Source organism: Nocardioides imazamoxiresistens, from assembly GCF_032378595.1.
Classification (GTDB): domain Bacteria; phylum Actinomycetota; class Actinomycetes; order Propionibacteriales; family Nocardioidaceae; genus Nocardioides; species Nocardioides imazamoxiresistens.
The window spans coordinates 45,412-66,615 of record NZ_JAVYII010000002.1; the positions used below are offsets into that span (position 1 = coordinate 45,412).

Annotated in this window: 21 protein-coding genes and 1 tRNA gene; 19 read left to right on the forward strand and 3 right to left on the reverse strand. The window is 74.0% G+C overall.

Annotated features, from left to right (window positions below):
- Positions 1-33 precede the first annotated feature (33 nt).
- Positions 34-336, reverse strand: coding sequence for a YiaA/YiaB family inner membrane protein (locus RDV89_RS04270; RefSeq protein ID WP_315731621.1), 303 nt, complete (start codon positions 334-336; stop codon positions 34-36).
- Here RDV89_RS04270 and RDV89_RS04275 point away from each other — a divergent pair.
- The 17 genes from RDV89_RS04275 to RDV89_RS04355 all read left to right on the forward strand — a co-directional run bounded on the left by RDV89_RS04275 (position 335) and on the right by RDV89_RS04355 (position 17,714).
- Complete coding sequence (locus tag RDV89_RS04275) at positions 335-1,198, forward strand: putative protein N(5)-glutamine methyltransferase (RefSeq protein ID WP_315731623.1); 864 nt, start codon at positions 335-337, stop codon at positions 1,196-1,198. The genes RDV89_RS04270 and RDV89_RS04275 overlap by 2 nt on opposite strands.
- Positions 1,199-1,260: 62 nt before the next feature.
- Positions 1,261-2,181: an MIP/aquaporin family protein gene (locus RDV89_RS04280; protein ID WP_315731625.1), complete on the forward strand. Its 921-nt coding sequence runs from the start codon at positions 1,261-1,263 to the stop codon at positions 2,179-2,181.
- Positions 2,174-3,709, forward strand: coding sequence for a glycerol kinase GlpK (glpK, locus tag RDV89_RS04285; protein WP_315731627.1), 1,536 nt, complete (start codon positions 2,174-2,176; stop codon positions 3,707-3,709). The genes RDV89_RS04280 and glpK overlap by 8 nt, the downstream gene beginning before the upstream one ends.
- A gap of 92 nt (positions 3,710-3,801) precedes the next feature.
- Positions 3,802-5,238 (forward strand): GuaB1 family IMP dehydrogenase-related protein, encoded by a 1,437-nt coding sequence (locus RDV89_RS04290; RefSeq protein WP_315731629.1) that lies wholly within the window; start codon positions 3,802-3,804, stop codon positions 5,236-5,238.
- A 368-nt stretch (positions 5,239-5,606) separates the two neighbouring features.
- Positions 5,607-6,557 (forward strand): sugar ABC transporter substrate-binding protein, encoded by a 951-nt coding sequence (locus RDV89_RS04295; RefSeq protein ID WP_315731631.1) that lies wholly within the window; start codon positions 5,607-5,609, stop codon positions 6,555-6,557.
- Positions 6,558-6,693: 136 nt separating this feature from the next.
- Positions 6,694-8,223 carry a sugar ABC transporter ATP-binding protein gene (locus tag RDV89_RS04300; RefSeq protein ID WP_315731633.1) on the forward strand — a complete coding sequence of 510 codons (1,530 nt, stop codon included), beginning with the start codon at positions 6,694-6,696 and terminating at the stop codon, positions 8,221-8,223.
- A complete protein-coding gene (locus RDV89_RS04305; RefSeq protein WP_315731635.1) occupies positions 8,216-9,496 on the forward strand; it encodes an ABC transporter permease in 1,281 nt (426 codons plus the stop codon). The genes RDV89_RS04300 and RDV89_RS04305 overlap by 8 nt, the downstream gene beginning before the upstream one ends.
- On the forward strand, positions 9,493-9,849 hold the full coding sequence (locus RDV89_RS04310) for an L-rhamnose mutarotase (RefSeq protein ID WP_315731637.1): 357 nt from the start codon (positions 9,493-9,495) through the stop codon (positions 9,847-9,849). Before RDV89_RS04305 ends, RDV89_RS04310 begins: the two co-directional genes overlap by 4 nt.
- Positions 9,846-10,703, forward strand: coding sequence for an amidohydrolase family protein (locus RDV89_RS04315; RefSeq protein WP_315731639.1), 858 nt, complete (start codon positions 9,846-9,848; stop codon positions 10,701-10,703). Before RDV89_RS04310 ends, RDV89_RS04315 begins: the two co-directional genes overlap by 4 nt.
- Positions 10,700-11,842 (forward strand): Gfo/Idh/MocA family protein, encoded by a 1,143-nt coding sequence (locus RDV89_RS04320; protein ID WP_315731641.1) that lies wholly within the window; start codon positions 10,700-10,702, stop codon positions 11,840-11,842. Before RDV89_RS04315 ends, RDV89_RS04320 begins: the two co-directional genes overlap by 4 nt.
- Positions 11,839-12,639 (forward strand): SDR family NAD(P)-dependent oxidoreductase, encoded by an 801-nt coding sequence (locus RDV89_RS04325; protein ID WP_315731643.1) that lies wholly within the window; start codon positions 11,839-11,841, stop codon positions 12,637-12,639. Before RDV89_RS04320 ends, RDV89_RS04325 begins: the two co-directional genes overlap by 4 nt.
- Positions 12,639-14,027: a class-II fumarase/aspartase family protein gene (locus RDV89_RS04330; protein ID WP_315731645.1), complete on the forward strand. Its 1,389-nt coding sequence runs from the start codon at positions 12,639-12,641 to the stop codon at positions 14,025-14,027. Before RDV89_RS04325 ends, RDV89_RS04330 begins: the two co-directional genes overlap by 1 nt.
- Entirely contained in the window at positions 14,024-14,962 is a 939-nt protein-coding gene (locus tag RDV89_RS04335; RefSeq protein ID WP_315731647.1) for a thiamine pyrophosphate-dependent dehydrogenase E1 component subunit alpha, read from the forward strand. The genes RDV89_RS04330 and RDV89_RS04335 overlap by 4 nt, the downstream gene beginning before the upstream one ends.
- Positions 14,955-15,947, forward strand: coding sequence for an alpha-ketoacid dehydrogenase subunit beta (locus RDV89_RS04340; protein WP_315731649.1), 993 nt, complete (start codon positions 14,955-14,957; stop codon positions 15,945-15,947). Before RDV89_RS04335 ends, RDV89_RS04340 begins: the two co-directional genes overlap by 8 nt.
- Positions 15,944-16,414 (forward strand): VOC family protein, encoded by a 471-nt coding sequence (locus RDV89_RS04345; RefSeq protein ID WP_315731651.1) that lies wholly within the window; start codon positions 15,944-15,946, stop codon positions 16,412-16,414. The genes RDV89_RS04340 and RDV89_RS04345 overlap by 4 nt, the downstream gene beginning before the upstream one ends.
- A gap of 17 nt (positions 16,415-16,431) precedes the next feature.
- Entirely contained in the window at positions 16,432-17,412 is a 981-nt protein-coding gene (locus RDV89_RS04350; protein WP_315731653.1) for a LacI family DNA-binding transcriptional regulator, read from the forward strand.
- Positions 17,409-17,714: a muconolactone Delta-isomerase family protein gene (locus tag RDV89_RS04355; protein WP_315731655.1), complete on the forward strand. Its 306-nt coding sequence runs from the start codon at positions 17,409-17,411 to the stop codon at positions 17,712-17,714. The genes RDV89_RS04350 and RDV89_RS04355 overlap by 4 nt, the downstream gene beginning before the upstream one ends.
- On the opposite strand, the gene RDV89_RS04360 is transcribed toward RDV89_RS04355, so the two are convergent.
- Together RDV89_RS04360 and RDV89_RS04365 are read right to left on the reverse strand one after the other, a co-directional pair.
- On the reverse strand, positions 17,702-19,558 hold the full coding sequence (locus tag RDV89_RS04360) for a BCCT family transporter (RefSeq protein WP_315731657.1): 1,857 nt from the start codon (positions 19,556-19,558) through the stop codon (positions 17,702-17,704). The two genes, RDV89_RS04355 and RDV89_RS04360, sit on opposite strands and share 13 nt — an antisense overlap.
- Positions 19,559-19,649: 91 nt before the next feature.
- A complete protein-coding gene (locus tag RDV89_RS04365; protein WP_315731659.1) occupies positions 19,650-20,252 on the reverse strand; it encodes a LysR family transcriptional regulator substrate-binding protein in 603 nt (200 codons plus the stop codon).
- Between the two features lie 93 nt (positions 20,253-20,345).
- Here RDV89_RS04365 and RDV89_RS04370 point away from each other — a divergent pair, with 93 nt between their 5' ends.
- Entirely contained in the window at positions 20,346-21,005 is a 660-nt protein-coding gene (locus RDV89_RS04370; RefSeq protein ID WP_315731661.1) for a SatD family protein, read from the forward strand.
- A gap of 51 nt (positions 21,006-21,056) precedes the next feature.
- Positions 21,057-21,141: transfer RNA gene (locus RDV89_RS04375), tRNA-Leu, on the forward strand.
- Positions 21,142-21,204 lie beyond the last annotated feature (63 nt).

Sequence of the window (21,204 nt, forward strand, 5' to 3'; positions counted from 1 at the left end):
CCGTGCGCCCGCCGCCCGCACGCCCGCCGGCGCTCAGGCGACGTTGCGGAAGGGGTCGTGCTCGGCGAGGATCCGGTCGACCCGGGCCTGGTCGAGGCGGGAGACGACGGACGAGCTCTCCTGCGCGTCGCGCACGCACTTGGCGAGCGTGAACGACGAGGTCACGAGGAACAGCGTGCCGAGCGCGAGGAAGGCGCGGATCCACGGGTCGACCGGGACGTAGATGATGGCGCAGACCATCGTGAGCAGCGCGACGCCGAAGGCGATGCCCGCCTGGAGGAAGAACGCGTTGGTGTTCTTCGAGGAGGGGCCGTTGGGGAGCGAGGAGTTCGTCATGGGCCACACGTTCCCCGCCGACCCGGGGGCCTCGCACCCGCACGCGTACTCAACCCGGTCTGAGTGGTCGGGCACCGTGGCGCGGCTGCGGGATGCCGGCTGCGTGTTCGCCGAGGACGAGGCCGCCGAGCTGCTGCGTGCCGCGGACGGCCGCGAGACCGGTTGGTTGCAGGCGGGCCTGGCGCGGCGTGTGCGGGGCGAGCCGTTGGAGCAGGTGGTGGGGGAGGCCGTCTTCGCCGGACTGCGCCTGCGCGTGGTCCCCGGCGTCTTCGTGCCGCGACGCCGCACCGAGCTGCTCGCCCGGGTCGCGGCCGACGCCGTGGCGCCCGGGGGGCGGCTGGTGGACCTGTGCTGCGGGGTCGGCGCCGTCGCGGCGGCGGTGCTCGCCCGCCGCGACGACGTCGAGGTCGTCGCGGCCGACCTCGACCCGGTGGCGACCGGGTGCGCGCGCCACAACCTGGCCGCGGCCGGCGCGCGGGCGGCCGTGGTGACCGGGGACCTGTACGCCCCGCTGCCGCCGGCGTGGCGCGGCACCGTCGCGGTGCTGGCGGCCAACGCCCCCTACGTCCCCAGCACGGACCTCGCCACCATGCCGCGCGAGGCCCGCGACCACGAGCCGCGTCTCGCGCTCGACGGCGGGCCCGACGGCGGGGAGGTGCAGCGGCGGGTGCTGGCCGGGATCCACGCGTGGCTGCGACCGGGCGGGACGGTGGCGGTGGAGACGTCCCGGGCCGGTGCGCCCGCCCTGGCAGCGGCCATGACCGCCGCAGGGCTCGAGGCGGAGATCCACCTCGACGACGATGTCGACGGCACCGTCGTCGCGGGCCGTGCTGCTCGCGGGCCGGGCCGGGTGGGGCCATGACCTAAGGTCCTGGTGGCGCACGTCACATCGGGGTGGGGTGCGACCGTCCTCGGGAGGGACCCATGGCAGAGACCGACAGGGAGATCGAGAGGGAGGCCGCCGGCGAACCGTCGCTGGCCGCCCAGCTGAGCGCCGAGTTCGCCGGCACGATGATCCTGATCCTCTTCGGCTGCGGCGTGGTCGCGTCGGTGGTCGCCGGCGGTCGCGGCGACGTCGACTCGATCAGCTGGGCGTGGGGTCTGGGCGTCGTGCTCGGCGTCTACACCGCCGCGCGGATCAGCGGGGCGCACCTCAACCCGGCCGTGACGCTCGCGATGGCCTGCTTCCGCGGGTTCCCGTGGCGCAGGGTCGCGCCGTTCGCCCTCGCCCAGCTCGCCGGGGCGTTCGTCGCCGCGCTGCTGGTGCGCCTGCTCTACCACGACGTGCTCGTGGCGTTCGACCCGTCGTTGGGCAAGGACTCCGGCGGCGTCTTCTACACCTCGCCCGGGCTCACCGCGGACGGGTCGCCCGTCTCGGTCGCGACCGGGTTCGGGGACCAGGTCCTCGGCACCGCGATCCTGGTGTTCCTCGTGCTGGCCCTGACCACCGCGACCAACCACCCGCCGATGGCCAACCTGGGCCCGTGGCTGATCGGTCTCGTCGTGGTCGGCATCGGCATGGCCTGGGGCGCCAACGCGGGGTACGCCATCAACCCCGCCCGCGACCTCGGCCCGCGCCTGGCCGCCTGGATCACGGGCTACGGCAACGACGTGTGGGAGTCTGCGTCGAGCGACGTCCTGTACTTCTGGGTGCCCCTGGTGGCGCCCCTGGTGGGAGCCGTGGTGGGCGGTCTGGCCTTCCGCCTGCTGATCGAGCGTCACCTCCCGCCCGAGCCCGTGCCCGAGCCGGCCCCCGAGCCGACCGCCGACCCGCCCGCCGACCCGCCCGCAGCCACGCCCGCAGCCACGCCCGCACAGCACCGGAAGGACCGCACCCATGACTGAGACCCGCGCCGGAGCCGAGTTCGTCGGGGCCATCGACCAGGGCACGACGAGCACGCGCTTCATGATCTTCGACCACGACGGCAACGAGGTGGCGCGCCACCAGCTGGAGCACGAGCAGGTCCTGCCGCAGGCCGGGTGGGTCGAGCACAACCCGGTCGAGATCTGGGAGCGCACGAGCGCTGTCGTGCAGACGGCCCTGGGCAAGGCCCGGCTGGGCGTCGACGACCTGGTCGCGCTGGGGATCACGAACCAGCGCGAGACGACGGTCGTGTGGAACCGCCGTACGGGGCGGCCCTACTACAACGCGATCGTGTGGCAGGACACCCGCACGGACCGGATCGCCACCGCCCTGGAGCGCGACGGCCACGGGGACCTGATCCGCCACCGCGCGGGCCTCCCGCCGGCGCCCTACTTCGCGGGCGGCAAGATCAAGTGGATCCTGGAGAACGTCGACGGGGTGCGCGAGGCGGCCGAGGCCGGCGACGCGATCTTCGGCACCACGGACACGTGGGTGCTGTGGAACATGACCGGCGGGCGCGACGGCGGCGTCCACGTCACCGACGTGACCAACGCCAGCCGCACGATGCTGATGGACCTCGAGACCCTCGACTGGGACGACGAGCTGCTCGCCGTCTTCGACATCCCGCGCCAGATGCTGCCCGAGATCCGCTCGTCGTCGGTGTCCGACCCCTACGGGCTCACCCGGGCCTCCGGACCGTTCGCCGGGGAGCTGCCGATCACGGGCATCCTCGGCGACCAGCAGGCGGCGACCGTGGGTCAGGTCTGCTTCGCGCCCGGCGAGGCCAAGAACACCTACGGCACGGGCAACTTCATGCTCATCAACACGGGCACCGAGATCGTCCGCTCGGAGTCCGGGCTGATCACCACGCCCGCCTACCGCTTCGGCGACGAGCCCTGCGTGTACGCGCTCGAGGGCTCGATCGCGGTGACCGGGTCGGCGGTCCAGTGGCTGCGCGACCAGCTCGGCATCATCTCGGGCGCGGCGCAGTCGGAGTCGCTCGCGCGCCAGGTCGAGGACAACGGCGGGGTCTACTTCGTGCCCGCCTTCTCGGGCCTCTTCGCGCCCTACTGGCGCAGCGACGCGCGGGGCGCGATCGTCGGCCTCTCGCGCTACAACACGAACGCCCACCTGGCCCGCGCCACGCTGGAGGCGATCTGCTACCAGAGCCGCGACGTCGTCGAGGCGATGGAGAAGGACTCCGGGGTCCGCCTCGAGGTGCTGCGCGTCGACGGCGGCGTGACCGCCAACGAGCTGTGCATGCAGATCCAGGCCGACGTACTGGGCGTCCCGGTGAGCCGGCCGGTGGTGGCCGAGACGACCGCGCTGGGCGCCGCCTACGCCGCGGGCCTGGCCGTGGGTTTCTGGCGCGACACCGACGAGCTGCGGGAGAACTGGAACGAGTCGCAGCGCTGGGAGCCGGGCTGGGACGACGACAAGCGCGCCGAGGGCTACGCCGGCTGGAAGAAGGCGGTCGACCGGACGCTCGACTGGGTCGACGTCGACTGACGCGGCCCCCGATCGGTCTCGTCCGGTCCCGTCCGGTCCCGGCGGGCCCTGCCGTTTGCGTGGGGCCCGCCGGGAGCGGATCATGGGCCGACGTGCGATTCCTCCACGACCGTCAGCCCCAGCACGACCTGACCTACGACGACGTCTTCATGGTGCCGCAGCACTCGACGGTGTCGAGCCGCTTCGACGTCGACCTGTCGACCGACGACGGCACGGGCGCGACCCTGCCCCTGGTCGTCGCCAACATGACGGCGGTCGCGGGGCGCCGGATGGCCGAGACCGTCGCGCGGCGCGGCGGCATCACGGTGCTGCCCCAGGACATCCCGGTCGAGGTGGTGCGCGAGGTCGTGGCGCACGTGAAGTCGCGCCACCTCGTCTTCGACACCGCGATCGAGCTGGCCCCGGACGCCACGGTCGGCGACGCGCTCGCCCTCATCCCCAAGCGCGCCCACCGCGCGGCCGTCGTCGTCGAGGACGGCCGGCCGGTCGGGGTCGTCGCCGAGGACGACTGCGGCGGCGTGGACCTGTTCACCCAGGTGCGCGAGGTCATGTCGCGCACGCTGGTCACGGTCCCCGCCGACACCGACCCCCGCACGGCGTTCGACCTGCTGGACCGCGCGCGCGTACGCCTCGCCCCGGCCGTCGACGCCGACGGCCGGCTGCTGGGCGTGCTGACCCGCAAGGGTGCGCTGCGCGCGACGCTGTACGCCCCGGCGGTCGACGCCGACGGGCGGCTGCGGGTCGCGGCGGCGATCGGCGTCAACGGCGACGTCGCCGGCAAGGCCGCCGCGCTGCTCGACGCCGGCGTCGACACCCTCGTGGTCGACACCGCGCACGGCGACCAGGACCGCATGCTCGACGCCCTCAAGGCCGTGCGCGCCCTGGACCCGCAGGTGCCGGTCGCCGCGGGCAACATCGTGTCGGCCGAGGGCACGCGCGAGCTGGTCGCCGCGGGCGCCGACATCGTCAAGGTCGGCGTCGGCCCCGGCGCCATGTGCACGACGCGGATGATGACCGGCGTCGGGCGCCCGCAGTTCTCCGCGGTGCTCGAGTGCGCCGCCGCGGCGCGCGCCGAGGGCGCGCGCGTGTGGGCCGACGGCGGGGTGCGCCACCCCCGTGACGTCGCGCTCGCGCTGGCCGCGGGCGCCTCCTCGGTGATGGTCGGCTCGTGGTTCGCGGGCACCCACGAGTCGCCGGGCGACCTGCAGCGCGACGCCGACGGGCGGGCGTACAAGGTCTCCTTCGGGATGGCCTCGGCGCGCGCGGTCGCGCACCGCACGTCCACGGAGTCCTCCTACGACCGGGCGCGCAAGGGTCTCTACGAGGAGGGCATCTCGAGCTCGCGGATGTTCGTGGACCCGCAGCGGCCCGGGGTCGAGGACCTGATCGACCAGGTGAGCGCGGGCGTGCGCTCGTCGTGCACGTACGCCGGCGCCCGCTCGCTCGTCGAGCTGCACGAGAACGCGGTGGTCGGCGTCCAGTCCGCCGCCGGCTTCCACGAGGGACGTCCGCTGCCCGCGGGCTGGTGACGCGGCCCGGTCCTCGACGCCGAGGCGGGGGCCGGAGACACCGGGAGCAGCAGGCACGGGGCGGTGGCGCGGGAGCGTCACCGCCCCGTCGTGGTCAACGGCCGTGCGGCGGATCCGGTGCTCGGCGGCCGCACCCGCTCGGGTGACGTCTGGACCGGTCGGTGACCTGTCTCACCGAAACGCTTGCGGAGGAGACGTGGCTCACGTACGTTTCTCGCAGTCAAACGTTTGAACGCCCTCCGCTCGCCGCCGCCGGCGGCTCCGGGAGCCAGGGGGAGCGTCAGGGATGGGACCGACGCAACGTCGCGTCCAGGCAAGGGAGACACAACATGATTCGACGTCCACTTCTCGGCGGACTGGCGTGTGTGATGGCACTGGGGCTCGCCGCGTGCGGCGAGGTCGACGGGGCCGAGCAGTCCTCGGGCGGGAGCTCCGAGGACCTGACGATCGGGGTCTCGAACCTCGGTCTGAGCTTCCCGTTCCCGTCGGCCATCGGCGAGGGCATCAAGGCCCGCGCCGACGAGCTCGGCGTGACGATCGTGGAGCTGGACGCGCAGAGCGACACCGAGAAGCAGTCGAACGACGTGCAGGACCTGATCGGGCAGGCTCCCGACGGCGTCCTGCTGCTCCCGGTCGACTCCGGCGTCGCGGTCGGCCTGGTCGACCAGCTGGCCTCCGCGGACATCCCGACCGTCGCGGTCGCCTCGCAGGTCGGCGATCCGAGCGAGCGCGACCTCGAGGACGTCTACGAGGAGCTCGTCGCGCTCGTGACGCAGGACGAGCTGGCCGCCGGCCGGGCCGCGGGCGAGCTGGCCCTGCAGGCGCTCCCGGAGGGCGGAAAGCTGGCCGTCGTCGAGGGCGCGGCCGGCTTCGCCGAGGTCGAGCTGCGCTTCGCCGAGTTCCTCGACCCCGCCGAGGAGGCGGGCGTCGAGTTCGAGGTCGTCGCGCGCCAGCCCGGCGACTGGACCGTCGAGGGTGCGCAGGGAGCCTGCCAGAACCTGCTGGCCAGCGACCCGGACATCGACGTGCTCTACGCCGAGAGCGACGACATGGCCGTCGGCTGCGCCGAGGCCGTCGACGCCGCCGGCTCCGACGCCGTCGTGATCGGGATCGGCGGCTCGCAGCTCGGTATCGACGGTGTGGAGGCCGGCGACGTCTACGGCACGGTCTGCTTCAAGCCCCGCGACCTGGGCGAGCTGGCGATGCAGGTCATCTACGACCACCTGACGGGCGAGGAGACCCGCGAGTCGGAGTTCGTCTCCTACGACACGCCGGCCGTCACCGCCGACAACGTGGACGAGTGCGACCCGCAGTGGTGACGGGCTGAGGCCCGACCGCACCACCGCTGGAGCACACCCGCACCACCCGCACCACCGCGCCCCGTGCGCGGGCCGAGAGCCCGCGCACGGGAGCGCCACCGTCCACCCGACGAGCTCATCGAGAAGGGCGCGACCCATGAAGGACGGCACGACCGCTGAGGTCCTGCTCGAGCTGCGCGGCGTCACGAAGCAGTTCCCCAACGGCACCAAGGCCCTGCGCGGGGTCGACCTGGCCGTGCGCCGCGGCGCGGTGCACGGCCTCGTCGGCGCGAACGGCGCCGGCAAGTCGACGCTGATCAAGTGCGTCAGCGGCGTGCAGCCGGTCAGCGACGGCACGATCAGCTGGGACGGCGAGGTCCGCACGTGGAAGGACCCCGGCGACGCGCAGGGCGCGGGCCTGGCGACCATCCACCAGCACGTCCCGCTGGTGCCGACCCTCTCGGCGCTGGAGAACGTCTTCCTGTGGCGTCGTGGGCCGTGGCGCCGCACCGCCGAGATGCGCGCGGAGTTCGAGCGTCTGGTCGAGCGGCTGGGCTACGAGATCGACCCCGACGTGCAGGTCGCGAGCCTGCCGATCGGGACGCGGCAGATGATCGCGATCCTCCAGTCGCTCGCCCTGGGCGCGCAGCTGGTCATCATGGACGAGCCGACCGCCTCGCTCTCCGAGGCGGAGCGCCGCATCGTGCTCGACGCCGTGCAGCGGCTGGCGGCCGACGGCACGACGTTCGTGTTCATCTCCCACTTCCTCGACGAGATCCTCGAGATCACCGACCACGTCACCGTCCTGCGCGACGGCCGGGCCATCCTGGACGAGCCGACGGCGACGCTGACCGAGGAACGGCTGGTGCAGGCCATCGCCGGCCGCGAGCTGCTGGCGGTCGAGCGTGCCGGTGGTCCCGCCCCGGCGGGCGCCGAGGTGGTGCTGGACGTCCAGGAGCTGAACGCGCCGGTCGGGGTCCGCGACGTCTCCTTCCAGGTGCGCGCCGGCGAGATCGTCGGTCTGGCCGGTCTGCTCGGCTCGGGCCGCTCGGAGATCCTCGACGGCATCTTCGGGGCGGACACGAAGGCCACCGGCACCGTCCGCGTGGCCGGGCGGCGCCTGCGCCGCAACCCCCGCGCGGCGGTCGCGGCCGGCTGCGCGTACGTCCCGGAGGACCGGGTCAGCCAAGGTCTGCACCCCGACCAGCCCCTGTGGAAGAACATCAGCCTGCCCGACCTGGGGCGGCGCTCCCTGCGGCGCCTGCTGCCCCGCGAGGACGCCGAGCGCGAACTCGCGCGCCGGGCCATCGCCGACCTGGGCATCGTCGCCTCGGGTCCCGACGCCCTGCCGAGCGAGCTGTCGGGGGGCAACGCCCAGAAGGTCGTCTTCGCCAAGTGGCTCTACGCCGACAAGGTGGTCTGGCTGCTCGACGAGCCCACGGCCGGTGTCGACGTCGGCGCCAAGGCCGAGATCCTGCAGCTCGTGCGGCGCCTCGCCGCCGAGGGGCGCGCCGTCGTGATCGCCTGCAGCGACTTCGAGGAGCTGCTGTCGGTGGCGACGCGCGTGCTCGTCGTGCGCGGCGGACGGGTCGTCGACGACCTCGACGCCCGCGAGACCACCGAGGAACAACTCATCATGCTCGCCCACGGGTTGGGCGCCGGAAGCCGAGAGGTCGTCCATGTCTGAGAAGGTCCTGTCCCCCCGCGGGTCGAGCGGGCCCCGGGTGCCCAGCTGGCTGCACCCCAGCAACGCCGGCGTGGTGTACGCCTTCGCCGCCCTCGTGGTGGTGCTGAGCCTCGCCACCGCGAGCGCCGGGCGACCGGCGTACGTCTCGCCCACCAACGTGTCGAACATCCTCGACCAGACCGCCCTGCTCGGGATCCTGGTCGTGACCTCGACGATCGTGCTGATCTCGGGGAACTTCGACCTCTCGGTCGGGTCGGTGGCCGCGCTCGGGGCGGCCACCTGCCTGGCCCTCATGCCGTCGATCGGGTTCTACGGCGCGTTCCTCGCGGCCCTCGCGGCCGGCGCGGCCATCGGGCTGTTCAACGGCCTGGTGGTGCAGTACGTCGGCATCAACGCCTTCATCGTCACCCTCGGCACGTTGACCGCCGTGCGCGGTCTCGTGCTGATCATCACCGACGGGCGCACCGTCACGGCGGCCGAGGGCGCCGACCGCGACGCGCTGCGGGCGCTCGACGGGTCGCGCTGGGTGACGCCGAACCTCTACCTGCTGGCGGGTCTCGTGCTGCTCGCCGTCGGCGCCTGGCGCCTGTGGTCCCGGCGCAGCCAGGGCGACGTGTGGCGCCGCCCCGTGCTGCTGCTCCCGCTCGTCGCGGGCGTCGCGCTGCTGGCGGCCTCCCCGGTCGCCGTCTTCACCATCCGGCTCAGCCAGCGCGCCCTCTACATGCTCGTGCTCGTCGCCGTCGCCGCCTGGATCCTGCGCTACACCACGGTGGGGCGCCGGCTCTACGCCACCGGCGGCAACGCGGAGGCCGCGCGCCTGTCGGGTGTGGCCGTCGACCGCTACCGCGTGATGGCCTTCGTGCTCAACGGCACCGCGGCGGCGTTCGTCGGCGTGCTCTACGCCAGCCGGCTCGGCTCGATCAACCCGACCGGGCTCAGCGGCTTCGAGCTGACCGCGCTGGCCGCGGCGATCCTCGGCGGCACCTCGCTGTTCGGCGGCCTCGGCAGCGTGGCGAAGTCGCTCGTGGGCGCCCTGATCCTCGTGACGCTGGCCAACGGCTTCAACATCCTCAACCTGGGCGCGAACTACCAGGGCCTGATCGAGGGCGTGGTGCTGATCGTGGCGGCGGGCATGTACACCGTCGCGCTGCGCCGCAAGCAGCGCGCGACCCTGCGCTCGACCGAGCCGCCGGTGCCCTCGCCCCACCCCGGCGACGAACCGGCCGCCCACGCGGAGCCGGTGGCCGCCGGCGCGGGGACGGGACGACCGTGAGCGTGCGCGCCGCCGTCCTGCACAGCGTCCTGCGACCCGGGCAGGAGACGGCGTACGAGACCGAGCACCGCGTCGTGCCCGACGAGCTCCTGACCACGCTGCGCGGACACGGGGTGCGCGACTGGGTGATCTGGCGCGACGGGACCGACCTGCTGCACCTGGTCGACGTCGACGACTACGCGGCGCTGGCCGCCGCGATCGCCGACGACCCGGCCAACCTGCGCTGGCAGGAGCGGATGGCCGCGCACGTCGAGGGCTTCACCGAGCTCGACGCGCTGCCGGCGCCACGCCGGCCGCACCTGGTCTGGTCGCTGCGCGGCCAGGTCGCCGACGGTGCGACGGTGGCGTCGTGATCCACGGACGCCGCGTGCTCGACGCGCACCAGCACTTCTGGCAGCTCGGCCCCGGTGCGTACCGGTGGCTGACCCCCGAGGCCGGCGACCTGCACGCCGACTTCGGCGTCGCCGACGTCGAGCCGCACGCCGCGGCCGCCGGCGTCGACGACGTCGTCCTGGTCCAGGCGGACCCGACGCGCGCCGACACCGACGCCATGCTGGCCGTGGCCGACGCCTGGTCGCGCGTGGTCGGGGTCGTCGGGTGGGCTCCGCTCGACGACCCCGGCGGCCTGGCCGCGGCGCTGGAGGCGTACGCCGCCGACCCGCGTGTGGTCGGGCTGCGCCACCAGATCCACGACGAGCCCGACCCCGACTGGGTGGTGCGCCCCGAGGTGCTCGCCGGCCTCGCCGAGGTGGCCGCCGCCGGCCTGACCTACGACGTCGTCGCGGTCCTGCCGCGTCACCTCGAGCACGTGCCGACCCTGGCCGCCCGGCACCCGGGCCTGCGCATCGTCGTCGACCACCTGGCCAAGCCACCGGTCGCCGACAAGGGCTGGGACCCGTGGGCGGAGCTGCTGCGCCAGGCCGCGGCCCACCCCAACGTCACCGCCAAGCTGTCCGGTCTCGACACGGCCGCCGCGCCGGGCTACGGCGTCGGCGACCTGGCGCCCTACGTCGAGCACGCGCTCGAGGTCTTCGGGCCCGAGCGGCTGATGTTCGGCTCCGACTGGCCGGTCAGCGTGCTCGCGGGCGGGTACGCGCGGTGGTGGGAGGTGGTCGGCGAGCTCGTGGCGCCGCTGACCGAGGACGAGCAGGTGGCCGTGCTGGGCGGCAGCGCCCGCGGCTTCTACGGCATCGAGGAGAAGGCATGAACGAGTCCACCCAGGCCCCGGCCGAGCAGGCCCCGACCGGCCAGACCGGCCCGACCGGCGTGGAGCTGTGGGCCCCGGTGGCCCGCACGGTCGACCTGCGGGTCCCGCCGGAGCACCGCGTGCCGGTCGCGATCGTCGGCGCCGGCGCCATCGTGGACGTCGCCCACCTGCCGGCCTACCGCGCCGCGGGCATCGAGGTCGTCGGCATCTTCGACATCGACGGCGAGCGCGCCCGCGAGGTCGCGTCCCGGCACGGGCTGTCGCGGGTCTACGAGAGCCTCGAGGAGGTGCTCGCCGACGAGCGGGTGCAGGTCATCGACGTGGCCGTGGTGGCCTCGGCGCAGCCGGAGATCGTGCGCCGGGCCGTCGCCGCGGGCAAGCACCTGCTGTGCCAGAAGCCGTTCGCGCCCGACCTCACGACGGCCGAGGAGCTGCGCGACCTCGCCGACGAGGCGGGCGTGTGCGTCGCGGTCAACCAGCAGCTGCGCTTCGACGAGGGCGTGGCGGTCGCGCGGGCGGCGGTCGAGGCGGGCTGGATCGGGGAGCCCACGGCGATGACCGTGCACGTCGACATCGCGACCGACTTCGGGGCGTGGCCGTGGCTGCTGGTCTCCGAGCGGCTCGAGATCGCCTACCACTCGATCCACTACCTCGACGCGATCCGCTCGATCCTGGGCGACCCGGAGACGGTGTACTGCGCCGCGGGCCGCCGCCCGGGCCAGGCGCCGGCCGCCGAGACCCGCACGATGACGACCCTGCGTTTCGCCTCCGGCGCCAGCGCCGGGCTGCACGTCAACCACGAGAACCTCGGCGGCGACGTCCGTGCCGAGTTCCGCGTCGACGGCTCCGAGGGCTCCGTGCGGGGCACGTTCGGCCTGCTCCTCGACTACCCGCACGGACGGCCCGACACCGTCGAGCTGTTCAGCCGCGTGGTCCCCACCGACGGCTGGGTGCCCTACCCGGTCACCCGCCGGTGGATCCCCGACGCCTTCGCCGGTCCCATGCAGGGGCTGCTGCGCTGGATCGCCACGGGACAGCCGGCGCCGACGGCCGCCGCGGACAACGTGGGCACGCTCCGCCTGGTGGAGGCGGCCTACGCCTCGATCTCCAGCGGCCAGGCCGAGAAGGTCGACCGGTGAGCGCAGCGACGCAGGTCGTCGACCTGGGTGGGCGCCGGGCCCTGGTCACCGGAGGTGCCGGCGGGCTCGGACGCGCGTGCGCCGAGGCGTTCCTCGCCGGCGGCGCGCAGGTCGTGCTCGCCGACGCGCCCACCTCGGCGGTGGCCGAGGTGGCCGAGGATCTGTCCGGCGCGCACCCCGGCCGCGTGCACGCGGTGGCCATCGACCTGGCCACGGCCGAGGGTGCGGGCTCCCTGCCGGCCCTGGCCTGCGAGGTCGCCGGCACCGACGGTCTCGACGTCCTGGTCAACGCCGTCGGGATCATGCGGACCACGCCGTTCGACGAGCTCGAACCGGAGGCGTGGCAGCGCACGCTCGACGTGAACCTGACCGGCGTCTTCGCGACGACCCAGGCGGCGGCACGGTTGATGGGCGACGGCGCCAGCATCGTCAACGTCGCCTCGGTGGCCGGTCGCTCCGGGCGTCCCAACGCCGCCGACTACGCCGCGACGAAGTCGGCGCTGCTGTCGCTGACCAAGTCGGCGGCCCTGGCGCTGGCGCCCCGGGTGCGGGTCAACGCGGTGTGCCCCGGTGTCTTCCTGACGGCGATGTGGTCGCAGATCATGCGCGACCGCGACGCGTCCTTCGGCCCCGGCGCCGGCGAGGCGTACCTGCGCGAGCAGGGGGAGCGCACCGCGCTCGGCCGCGTCGGCGAGCCCGCCGAGCTCGCGCACGTCGTCGCCTTCCTCGCCAGCCCGCTGGCCTCGTTCGTGACCGGTCAGGCGATCAACGTCGACGGTGGATTGGAGATGGACTGATGGGTGGACGGCCCGGCCCGTTCGACCTCCTGTGGGAGCTCTACGGCGACGACGAGATGGCGGCCGTGTTCTCGGCCGAGGCGACGGTCGCCGCCTGGGTGCGCGTGGAGTCCGCGCTCGCCGAGGCGCAGGCCGAGCTCGGCATCGTGGACGCCGAGCGCGCGTCCGCGATCCGCGACGCGTGCGCCGACCCCGGCCTGGTGGACCTGACCGCGTTGTGGGAGGGCGCCCGCAACGTGGGCTACCCGATCCTCAACCTGGTGCGCCAGGTCGACGCGGCGCTGCCGGAGCCGCTGCGCGGCAGCGTCCACTTCGGGGCCACGACGCAGGACATCATGGACTCCGGGCTCGCGCTGCAGCTCGACGCCGCGATGGCACTGCTCGAGCGCCGGCTCCGCTCGCTCGGCGACGCGCTCGAGGTGCTCGTGACCGCGCACGAGGAGACCGTCATGCCGGGGCGCACGCACGGGCAGCAGGCCGTGCCGACGACGCTGGGGGCCAAGCTGGCGGTCTACCTCGACGAGGTCGCCCGGCACCGGGTGCGCCTGGTTGCCGCGCGCGACGACGTGCGCCGCGTCTCGCTCTTCGGCGCCGGCGGCACGTCGGCGGCCCTCGGGCCGGACGCCGCGCGCGTACGCACCCTGGTCGCCGACCGGCTCGGCCTCGTCGACACGAGCGTGCCCTGGCACGTGGCCCGCGACTCGATCGTGCACGTCGCCGGCGTCGTCGTCGGCGCCGCGACCACCACCGCGCGGCTGGCCCGCGAGGTGACCGACCTGTCGCGCACCGAGATCGGCGAGATCGGCGAGACCGTCGGGCACCACCGCGGCGCCTCCTCGACGATGCCCCAGAAGGCCAACCCGATCACGAGCGAGTCGATCATCGGCTTCGCCGTCTCGGCGCGCACCGCGCTGCCGGGGCTCTCCCGGGCCGCGGAGGCCGGGCACGAGCGCTCGGCGGGGGAGTGGCAGGTCGAGTGGGTCCTGCTGCCCGCCCTGTTCGCGAACGCCAGCTCGGCGCTGCTGCTGGCCGTCGACCTCGTCTCCTCGCTCGCCGTCTATCCCGAGCGGATGCGCGAGAACCTGGCGGCCGACGGCGGGCTGATCATGAGCGAGCACGCCATGATCCGGCTCGCCGCGACGCTGGGCCGCGAGGAGGCCCACGACGTCGTCTACGACCTCGCGCTGCGCACGCGTCGTGACGGCACGACGCTCGCCGAGGTGCTGCGCGCCTGGCAGGACGCCCACGCGGGCCCCGGCACCTCCGCGATCGACGTCAGCGCCGACGCCGGATCCGTGGGCGACGCCGTCGCGGTCAGCCGCGCCTCGGTCGTGCGCTGGCACGACACCCTGATGACCGACCCCCGTCCCTGGAAGGACCTCGCATGAAGCTCGACGACCTCCTCGCCATGTGGCGCATCCGCGCCCTGGAGGAGAAGATCCGCGACCTCCGCCTGGAGGGCTCGATCGTGGGCTCGGTGCACCTGTCGAACGGGCAGGAGAGCGTCGCGGTGGCGGCGTGCAGCCAGCTGCGGCCGGTCGACGCCGTGTACGCGACGTACCGCGGCCACGGCTGGGCCGTCGCCCGCGGCGTACCGCCCCGCGAGATCTTCGCCGAGCTGCTCGGCCGGGTCACCGGCGTCAACGGCGGCCGCGGCGGCTCCGCGCACTTCTCCGCGCCGCAGCACGGCTTCCACGGCGAGAACTCGATCGTCGGCGCCGGCGCGCCGATCGCGGTCGGTGCGGCGCTCGCGGGCCGCTTCGACGGGTCCGGCCGGATCGCCCTGACGGTCTTCGGCGACGGCGCGATGAACCAGGGCGCCGTGGCGGAGGCCATGAACTTCGCCGCCGCGTTCTCGCTCGGCGTGGTGTTCGTCTGCGAGAACAACCGCTACTCCGAGCTGACCCCGATCGACGACATGGTCGCGCAGCCCGACCTCTCCCGCCGCGCCACCGCGCTCGGCATCCCCGCCGTCCGGGTGGACGGCAACGACCTGGCGCAGGTGCGTACCGCCACGCGACTCGCGGTGGAGTCCGCGGCCGCCGGCCGGGGACCGTCCTTCGTCGAGGCCCACACGCAGCGCATCGTGGGCCACTACATCGGCGACGCGGAGCAGTACCGCCCCGCCGGTGAGCTGGAGCGCGACCTCGAGCTCGAGCCGATCGCCCGGCTGACCCGCGAGCTGCTCGCCGAGGGCGTGCCGACGGAGGCCGTCGCCCGCTGCGAGGAGCGCGCCCGCGCCGAGATGGACGCCGCCGCGGACGCGGCGCTCGCCGACCCGCTGACCGACCCCGCGACCGCGAAGGACCACCTCTATGCCTGAGATCGTGAAGCTCAACGTCGGCGGGGCCGTCAACGCCGCCCTCGCGCGGGCGCTCGAGGAGATGCCGGAGACCCTGCTCTACGGCGAGGACGTCGCGAAGCCCGGCGGGGTGTTCGGGGTCTCGCGCGGTCTCCACAAGCGCTTCGGCGACCGGGTCTTCGACACCCCGATCAGCGAGACCGCCATGCTCGGCGCCGCCGTCGGCGCCGCGTCCTTCGGCCGTCGCCCGATCGTCGAGATCATGTGGATCGACTTCTCACTGGTCGCCTTCGACCAGATCGTCAACCAGGCGGCGAACGTGCGCTACGTGTCCGCTGGCCGCACGGGTGCGCCGCTGACGATCCGCACCCAGCAGGGCAGCGCGCCGGGCTCGTGCGCCCAGCACTCGCAGAACCTCGAGGCGCTGCTGCTGCACGTGCCGGGCATCCGCGTGGCGATGCCGCGCACGCCGCAGGACTCCTACGACCTGCTGCTCTCGGCCGTCGCCTGCGACGACCCGACGGTCGTGATCGAGAACCGCACGCTGTACGCCGGGCCCAAGGACGCCGTCGAGGTCGGCGGCCCGGTACGCCCGATCGGCGGGCACCGGCAGCTGCGTTCCGGCGCGGACGCCACGGTGGTCGTGTGGGGCGCCGTCACGACGAAGGTGCTCGACGCCGTCGACCGGCTGGAGGCCGAGGGCACCAGCGTCGACGTCCTGGAGATGGTCTGGCTGAACCCGTTCGACTGGGACGCCGTGCTGGACAGCGTCGGGCGCACCGGTCGGCTGCTGGTCGTGCACGAGGCGGCCCGCACCGGCGGCTTCGGGGCCGAGGTGGTCGCACGGATCGCCGAGTCCGGCGTCGCGCTGCGCTCCGCGCCGCGGCGCGTCGCGCTCGACGACTCGCGCATCCCCTCGGCGCCGCAGCTCGCCGCCGCGCTGCTGCCGCAGACCGCGGACGTCGAGTCGGCGCTGCGCAGCCTGGTCGCGGGCGGCGCCGAGTGATCGGGGTCTGGCACTTCAGCTTCACCGTGGCCGACATCGACCGGTCCATCGCCTTCTACGCCGACCTCCTCGGGATGGAGCTGGTGCACCGCCAGGAGCAGGACAACGCGTACACCCGCAGCCTCGTCGGGTTCCCCGACGCCCGGCTGCGGGTGGCGCAGCTGGCCGTGCCCGGTCAGCCGCGCGGTGTCTCGACCCACGACCTGGAGCTGGTGGAGTACGTCGCTCCGCGGGCCGAGCCGACGAGCACCGAGCGCAACCGGCCCGGCGCCGCGCACCTCGCGTTCGCCGTCGCGGACGCACCGGCGACCTACGAGCGGCTGCGGGCGGCCGGGGTCGAGTTCGTCTCGCCGCCGCAGGAGATCACCGCGGGCGTCAACCGGGGCGGTTACACCTGCTACTTCCTCGACCCCGACCGGATCACCCTCGAGCTCGTGCAGGTGCCGCCTCGCCCGGACGGGCCCTGATGGGCGAGGGTGGCACCATGAGCCGACCGCAGCGCGTCACCCTCGCCGACGTGGCGCGGGCCGCGGGCGTCGACGTCTCGCTGGTCTCCCGCGTGCTGCGCGGGCACGACGTCAAGGTGCTCGACGAGACCAAGCAGCGCATCCACGACCAGGCCCGCGAGCTCGGCTACCGCCCCAACGCCATCGCGCGCAGCCTGCGCTCGGCCAAGGCGGGGGCGTTCGGGCTGGTGATCCCCAACTTCTCGAACCCGGTGTACGCCCAGATCATCGAGGGCGCGGAGGCCGCCGCCGCCCGCCGGGGCTCGGTCGTGATGACCTCCAGCGGCGAGGGCTGGGAGCGTCGGGCGTGGTACGAGGCGCTCGACTCCGGCCGGGTCGACGGCCTCCTGGTGGCCGGCGGCAGCGCCGTGGAGCTGGAAAGCCTGCGGGTGCCCTACCTGCTGGTGAACCGGAGCGTGCCCGGTGTGCACCGCCACCTCGTGCTCGACGACGAGGGTGCGGCCGCCGTCGCGGTGCGTCACCTGCTGGACCTGGGGCACCGCCACATCGCCTTCGTGGGCGGGCCCTCCGACGCCGACACCGCCTCCCGCCGCGCGGCGGGCTTCCGGGCGGAGGTCGACAGCGTCGACGGGGTCAGCGGCGTGGAGCTGCGTGGCGACTACACGGCCGCGGGCGGTCGTGCCGCCGTGGCCCAGGTCGTGGACACGGCGGTGACGGGCGTCGTCGCCGCCAACCTGCCGTCGGGCATCGGGGCGCTCGAGGGCCTGCGCGACGCGGGGGTCGACGTGCCGCGCGACGCCTCGGTCGTGGCGGTCCACGACGCCGAGATCGCGGAGTACGTCGTGCCGCGGCTCACCACGGTGCGGATGCCGCTGCGGCGCCTCGGCGCGCGGGGCATCGAGCTGCTCACGACGCTCTCGCCGACCGACGAGGTGGCCGAGGTCGTCGACGCGCCCACCGAGCTGGTCGTGCGCGACTCGACCGGACCGGTGCGGTGACGCGCAGCGACTTCCTCGTCGAGATCGAGGTCGTGCCCGACGGTCTGCCCGAGGGGCACGACCTCGACCGGCTCCGGGCCGCCGAGTCCGCGCGAGCGGCGGAGCTGGGGGCCGCGGGGGTCCTGCGGCGGCTGTGGCGCCCGGCCGGGCCGGGCTGGCGCAACGTGGGGATCTGGACGGGCGCCGACGCCGCGGAGGTCGACCGGGCCGTGCGCAGCCTGCCGATGGCTGCCCACCTGCGCTGGACGGTGCAGGAGCTGCTGCCCCACCCGAACGACCCGGGGCCGGTTCAGCCCTCCTGACGGCCCTTCGGCTGCGGCGGGGCCCCGGCCACGCCGGTGCTGCCCGGAGCGGCCTGCACCGACGACGCGGGAGCGGTGGAGGGACCGTTGGCGATGTAGTCGCCCAGGCCCTCGCCGGGAGCGGTCGCCTTCACCTCGATGACGAAGTCGTCGCCGTGCTCGGTCACGCCCGTGACGACGGCCTGCTCGACGGCCTGCACGGCGTACGTGCCGCGCACCACGATCGGGTCGGTGCGCAGGTCCTTCACGAGCGCGAAGCACAGCCCGATCATGACCACCACGAAGGGCACGGACGCCGCGATGGTGATGTTCTGCAGACCCGTCAGGGCGTCGGAGCCGCCGACCAGGAGCATCACGGCCGCGACCGCGCCGGTCGCCGTGCCCCAGAAGATCACCGTGCCGCGACGCGGCTCGCTGGCCCCGCGCTCCGAGAGCGTCCCCATCACGATCGAGGCCGCGTCGGCGCCGGAGACGAAGAAGATCGCCACCAGGACCATCACGAGCACGCTGGTGAGGGTGGCCATCGGGTACGCGTCGAGGACGGAGAACAGCTGGTCCTCCAGGCCGGCCGCCCCGGCGATGTCGCGCCCCATCTCCTGCAGGTGGATGGCGGTGCCGCCGAAGATGGCGAACCAGACCAGGCTGACACCGGTGGGCACGAGGAGCACACCGGCGACGAACTGGCGGATCGTGCGGCCGCGGGAGATCCGGGCGATGAACAGCCCCACGAAGGGCGTCCAGGACAGCCACCAGGCCCAGTAGAAGATCGTCCAGCTCGACAGCCAGCCGGCGGCGTCGGTGCCGTCGGAGGCGGTGCCGGTGTCCGAGGGCACGCGGCCGGCCATCTCGGCGAGGTCGCCGCCGTAGGCGCCGAGCGTGCTGGGCAGCATGTCGAGGATGAAGACGGTGGGCCCGACCACGAACACGAACGAGGCGAGCGTCAGCGCCAGGACCATGTTGATGTTGGACAGCCACTGGATCCCGCGGGCGACGCCGGACACGGCGGAGACGATGAAGGCCGCGGTCAGGCCGGCGATGATGGCGATCAGGACGGCGTTGCCGACCTCGCCGATGCCCGCCACGATCTGCAGGCCGCTGCGGATCTGCAGGGCACCGAGGCCCAGGGAGGCCGCGGACCCGAAGAGCGTCGCGAAGATGGCGAGGATGTCGATGGCCTTGCCGATGGGGCCGTGCGCGCGGCGGCCGAGGATCGCCTCGAACGCGGAGCTGACCAGCTGCAGGCGGCCCTTGCGGTAGACGCCGTACGCCACGGCGAGGCCCAGCACGGCGTAGATCGCCCAGGGGTGCAGGCCCCAGTGGAACATCGTGGTCGCCAGCGCGGTCTTCTGGTCGCCGGCCTCGCCGGTGCCGGGCGGGGCCACGTCGAAGTGCGCGACGGGCTCGCTGACGCCGTAGAACATCAGGCCGATGCCCATGCCCGCGCTGAACATCATCGCGATCCACGAGATGGTGCGGAACTCGGGCTCCTCGTCGTCGCGCCCCAGGGGGATCTTGCCGTAGCGGCTCAGAGCGAGCCACACGACGAACACGACGAACGCCGACGACGCGATGGTGAACATCCAGCCGAGGTGGTCGATGATCCAGGTCAGCGCGTTGCCGGAGGCGCTCGAGAGCGACTCGGTGGACACGACGCCCCACACGATGAACGCCACGGCGAACGCGGCGGTGACGCCGAAGACGACGGGGTCGATGGCGCTGGTGGAGGGTCGGGTCTCGACCGGCGGTGGCACGTCGAGCGCGGGGTGGCTGCCCGTGTCGGTGTCAGGTGGGGCGGGGGACCGGAGTCCCTCGTCGACAGGCGGCTTCGGCTCGAGTGCGGTCACGTCGTCCTCTCGGGTGCAAGCAGGCACCGGACACGGGCTGGACCGGCGCGGACCTACCGACAGTGCCGCAGAATGTTGCTTCGTGCAACTTTCATCGTCGGCTGCTGCGCGAGGTGCGCCCGCGGGCGATGCCCACCATCTCCTGCGTCCAGTCGTCGTCGCGGTCGCGCTTCCAGGCCAGGGCGACCGTGGTCGGCGCGAGGTCGACGACCGGCCGGTGCGCCGCGTCCTTGCGGTGCAGCAGGCGGGCGACCGACAGCGGGAGGATCGCGACCCCGGCGCCGCTGGCCGCGACCTCGACGGCCTCGCGCGGGGTCATGGCCGGCCAGTCGAGGCGCTCGACGGTGCTCGTGGCCGCCCACCCGGGCACGAGGTCGGGGTCGGTGACGAGCTGCTCGTCGGCGAGGTCGGCCAGCGTCACCTCGTCGACCGCGGTCACCACGTGCTCGTCGGCGACGACCACCACGGGCTGCTCGTCGTAGAGGCGCACGACGTGCAGGTCGTCCCCGGTGACCGGGAGGCGCACCAGGCACATGTCGACGGCGTCCTCGGCCAGCACCCGCGCCTGGTCGGTCTCCTCCACGGGGACGAGCTCGAGGGGGCGGCGGTGGCGTTCGCGCCAGCGCGCCGCCCACTTGTCGGGCGTGGCGCCCGTGACGAAGCCGAGGCGGAACGGGGTGTTGTCGGGCTGCACGGTGGCAGCACATCATGGGGAGGGCGTGCCCGGGGCATCGATGAGTGAAGCATGAGCCTTCATTTCCGCCGGATTCATCTATATGCTTCACTCATGGTCGTCCACGCCGTCATCGCCGACCTGGTCGGGTCGCGTCGCGTCGCCTCGCGGACCGCGGTCCAGCGGGCCCTCGCCCCCGCCTTCGCGCGGGTGGAGGCGCTCGTACCCTCCGTCGACGGGCTCGCGGCGACCGTCGGCGACGAGTTCCAGGGGCTGTACTCCTCCCTGGCCGACGCCCTCGCGGCCACCCAGCTGCTGCGGCTCGTCCTCCTGCCCGTGGTCGACACCCGCTACGGGATCGGGGCGGGGGAGCGCACGGTCGTCGACGACACCGTCACGCCGCCGATCCAGGACGGCACCGCATGGTGGTCGGCGCGCGCGGCCGTGGACGCCCTCGGCTCGGGGGCGGGGCGTCGCCGACGGACCTGGTACGACGGCCGGCACGCCGCGCCCGGCGCCCCCGACGCCGCCCTCGTCAACGCCCTGCTGCTGACTCGCGACGCGCTGACCGACCGGCTCGGGGACCGTGGTCCCGCCGTGCTCCTGCGGCTGCTCGAGGGCGCCACGCAGCAGGAGATCGCCCTCGCCGAGGGCGTCTCGCCGTCGGCGGTCTCCCAGCAGGTACGCCGCGGCGTGGGCGCCGCACGGGACGCCCACCTGCTGGTGCGCCGGGCCGGCTCGGACGCCACGGACGACGGGGTCGCGACGCGGTGAACCCCGATGCGGGGTTTCCGTGAGGTCTTTGCTAACGTTCCACCCGCACTCGTCCGGGTGGCGGAATTGGCAGACGCGCTAGCTTGAGGTGCTAGTGCCCTTATTGGGCATGGGGGTTCAAGTCCCCCCTCGGACACCGGAACGGCCCCGGTTCTCCTCGGAGAACCGGGGCCGTCGTGGTTCTCGGCCCAGGTCACGG

Coding starts and splice junctions, on each gene's coding strand:
- RDV89_RS04370 (WP_315731661.1), top strand. CDS start 20,346: ATGGTCGTCCACGCCGTCATCGCCGACCTGGTCGGGTCGCGTCGCGTC.
- RDV89_RS04280 (WP_315731625.1), top strand. CDS start 1,261: ATGGCAGAGACCGACAGGGAGATCGAGAGGGAGGCCGCCGGCGAACCG.
- RDV89_RS04295 (WP_315731631.1), top strand. CDS start 5,607: ATGGCACTGGGGCTCGCCGCGTGCGGCGAGGTCGACGGGGCCGAGCAG.
- RDV89_RS04275 (WP_315731623.1), top strand. CDS start 335: ATGGGCCACACGTTCCCCGCCGACCCGGGGGCCTCGCACCCGCACGCG.
- RDV89_RS04320 (WP_315731641.1), top strand. CDS start 10,700: ATGAACGAGTCCACCCAGGCCCCGGCCGAGCAGGCCCCGACCGGCCAG.
- RDV89_RS04335 (WP_315731647.1), top strand. CDS start 14,024: ATGAAGCTCGACGACCTCCTCGCCATGTGGCGCATCCGCGCCCTGGAG.
- RDV89_RS04340 (WP_315731649.1), top strand. CDS start 14,955: ATGCCTGAGATCGTGAAGCTCAACGTCGGCGGGGCCGTCAACGCCGCC.
- RDV89_RS04305 (WP_315731635.1), top strand. CDS start 8,216: ATGTCTGAGAAGGTCCTGTCCCCCCGCGGGTCGAGCGGGCCCCGGGTG.
- RDV89_RS04300 (WP_315731633.1), top strand. CDS start 6,694: ATGAAGGACGGCACGACCGCTGAGGTCCTGCTCGAGCTGCGCGGCGTC.
- glpK (WP_315731627.1), top strand. CDS start 2,174: ATGACTGAGACCCGCGCCGGAGCCGAGTTCGTCGGGGCCATCGACCAG.
- RDV89_RS04350 (WP_315731653.1), top strand. CDS start 16,432: ATGAGCCGACCGCAGCGCGTCACCCTCGCCGACGTGGCGCGGGCCGCG.
- RDV89_RS04330 (WP_315731645.1), top strand. CDS start 12,639: ATGGGTGGACGGCCCGGCCCGTTCGACCTCCTGTGGGAGCTCTACGGC.
- RDV89_RS04270 (WP_315731621.1), bottom strand. CDS start 336: ATGACGAACTCCTCGCTCCCCAACGGCCCCTCCTCGAAGAACACCAAC.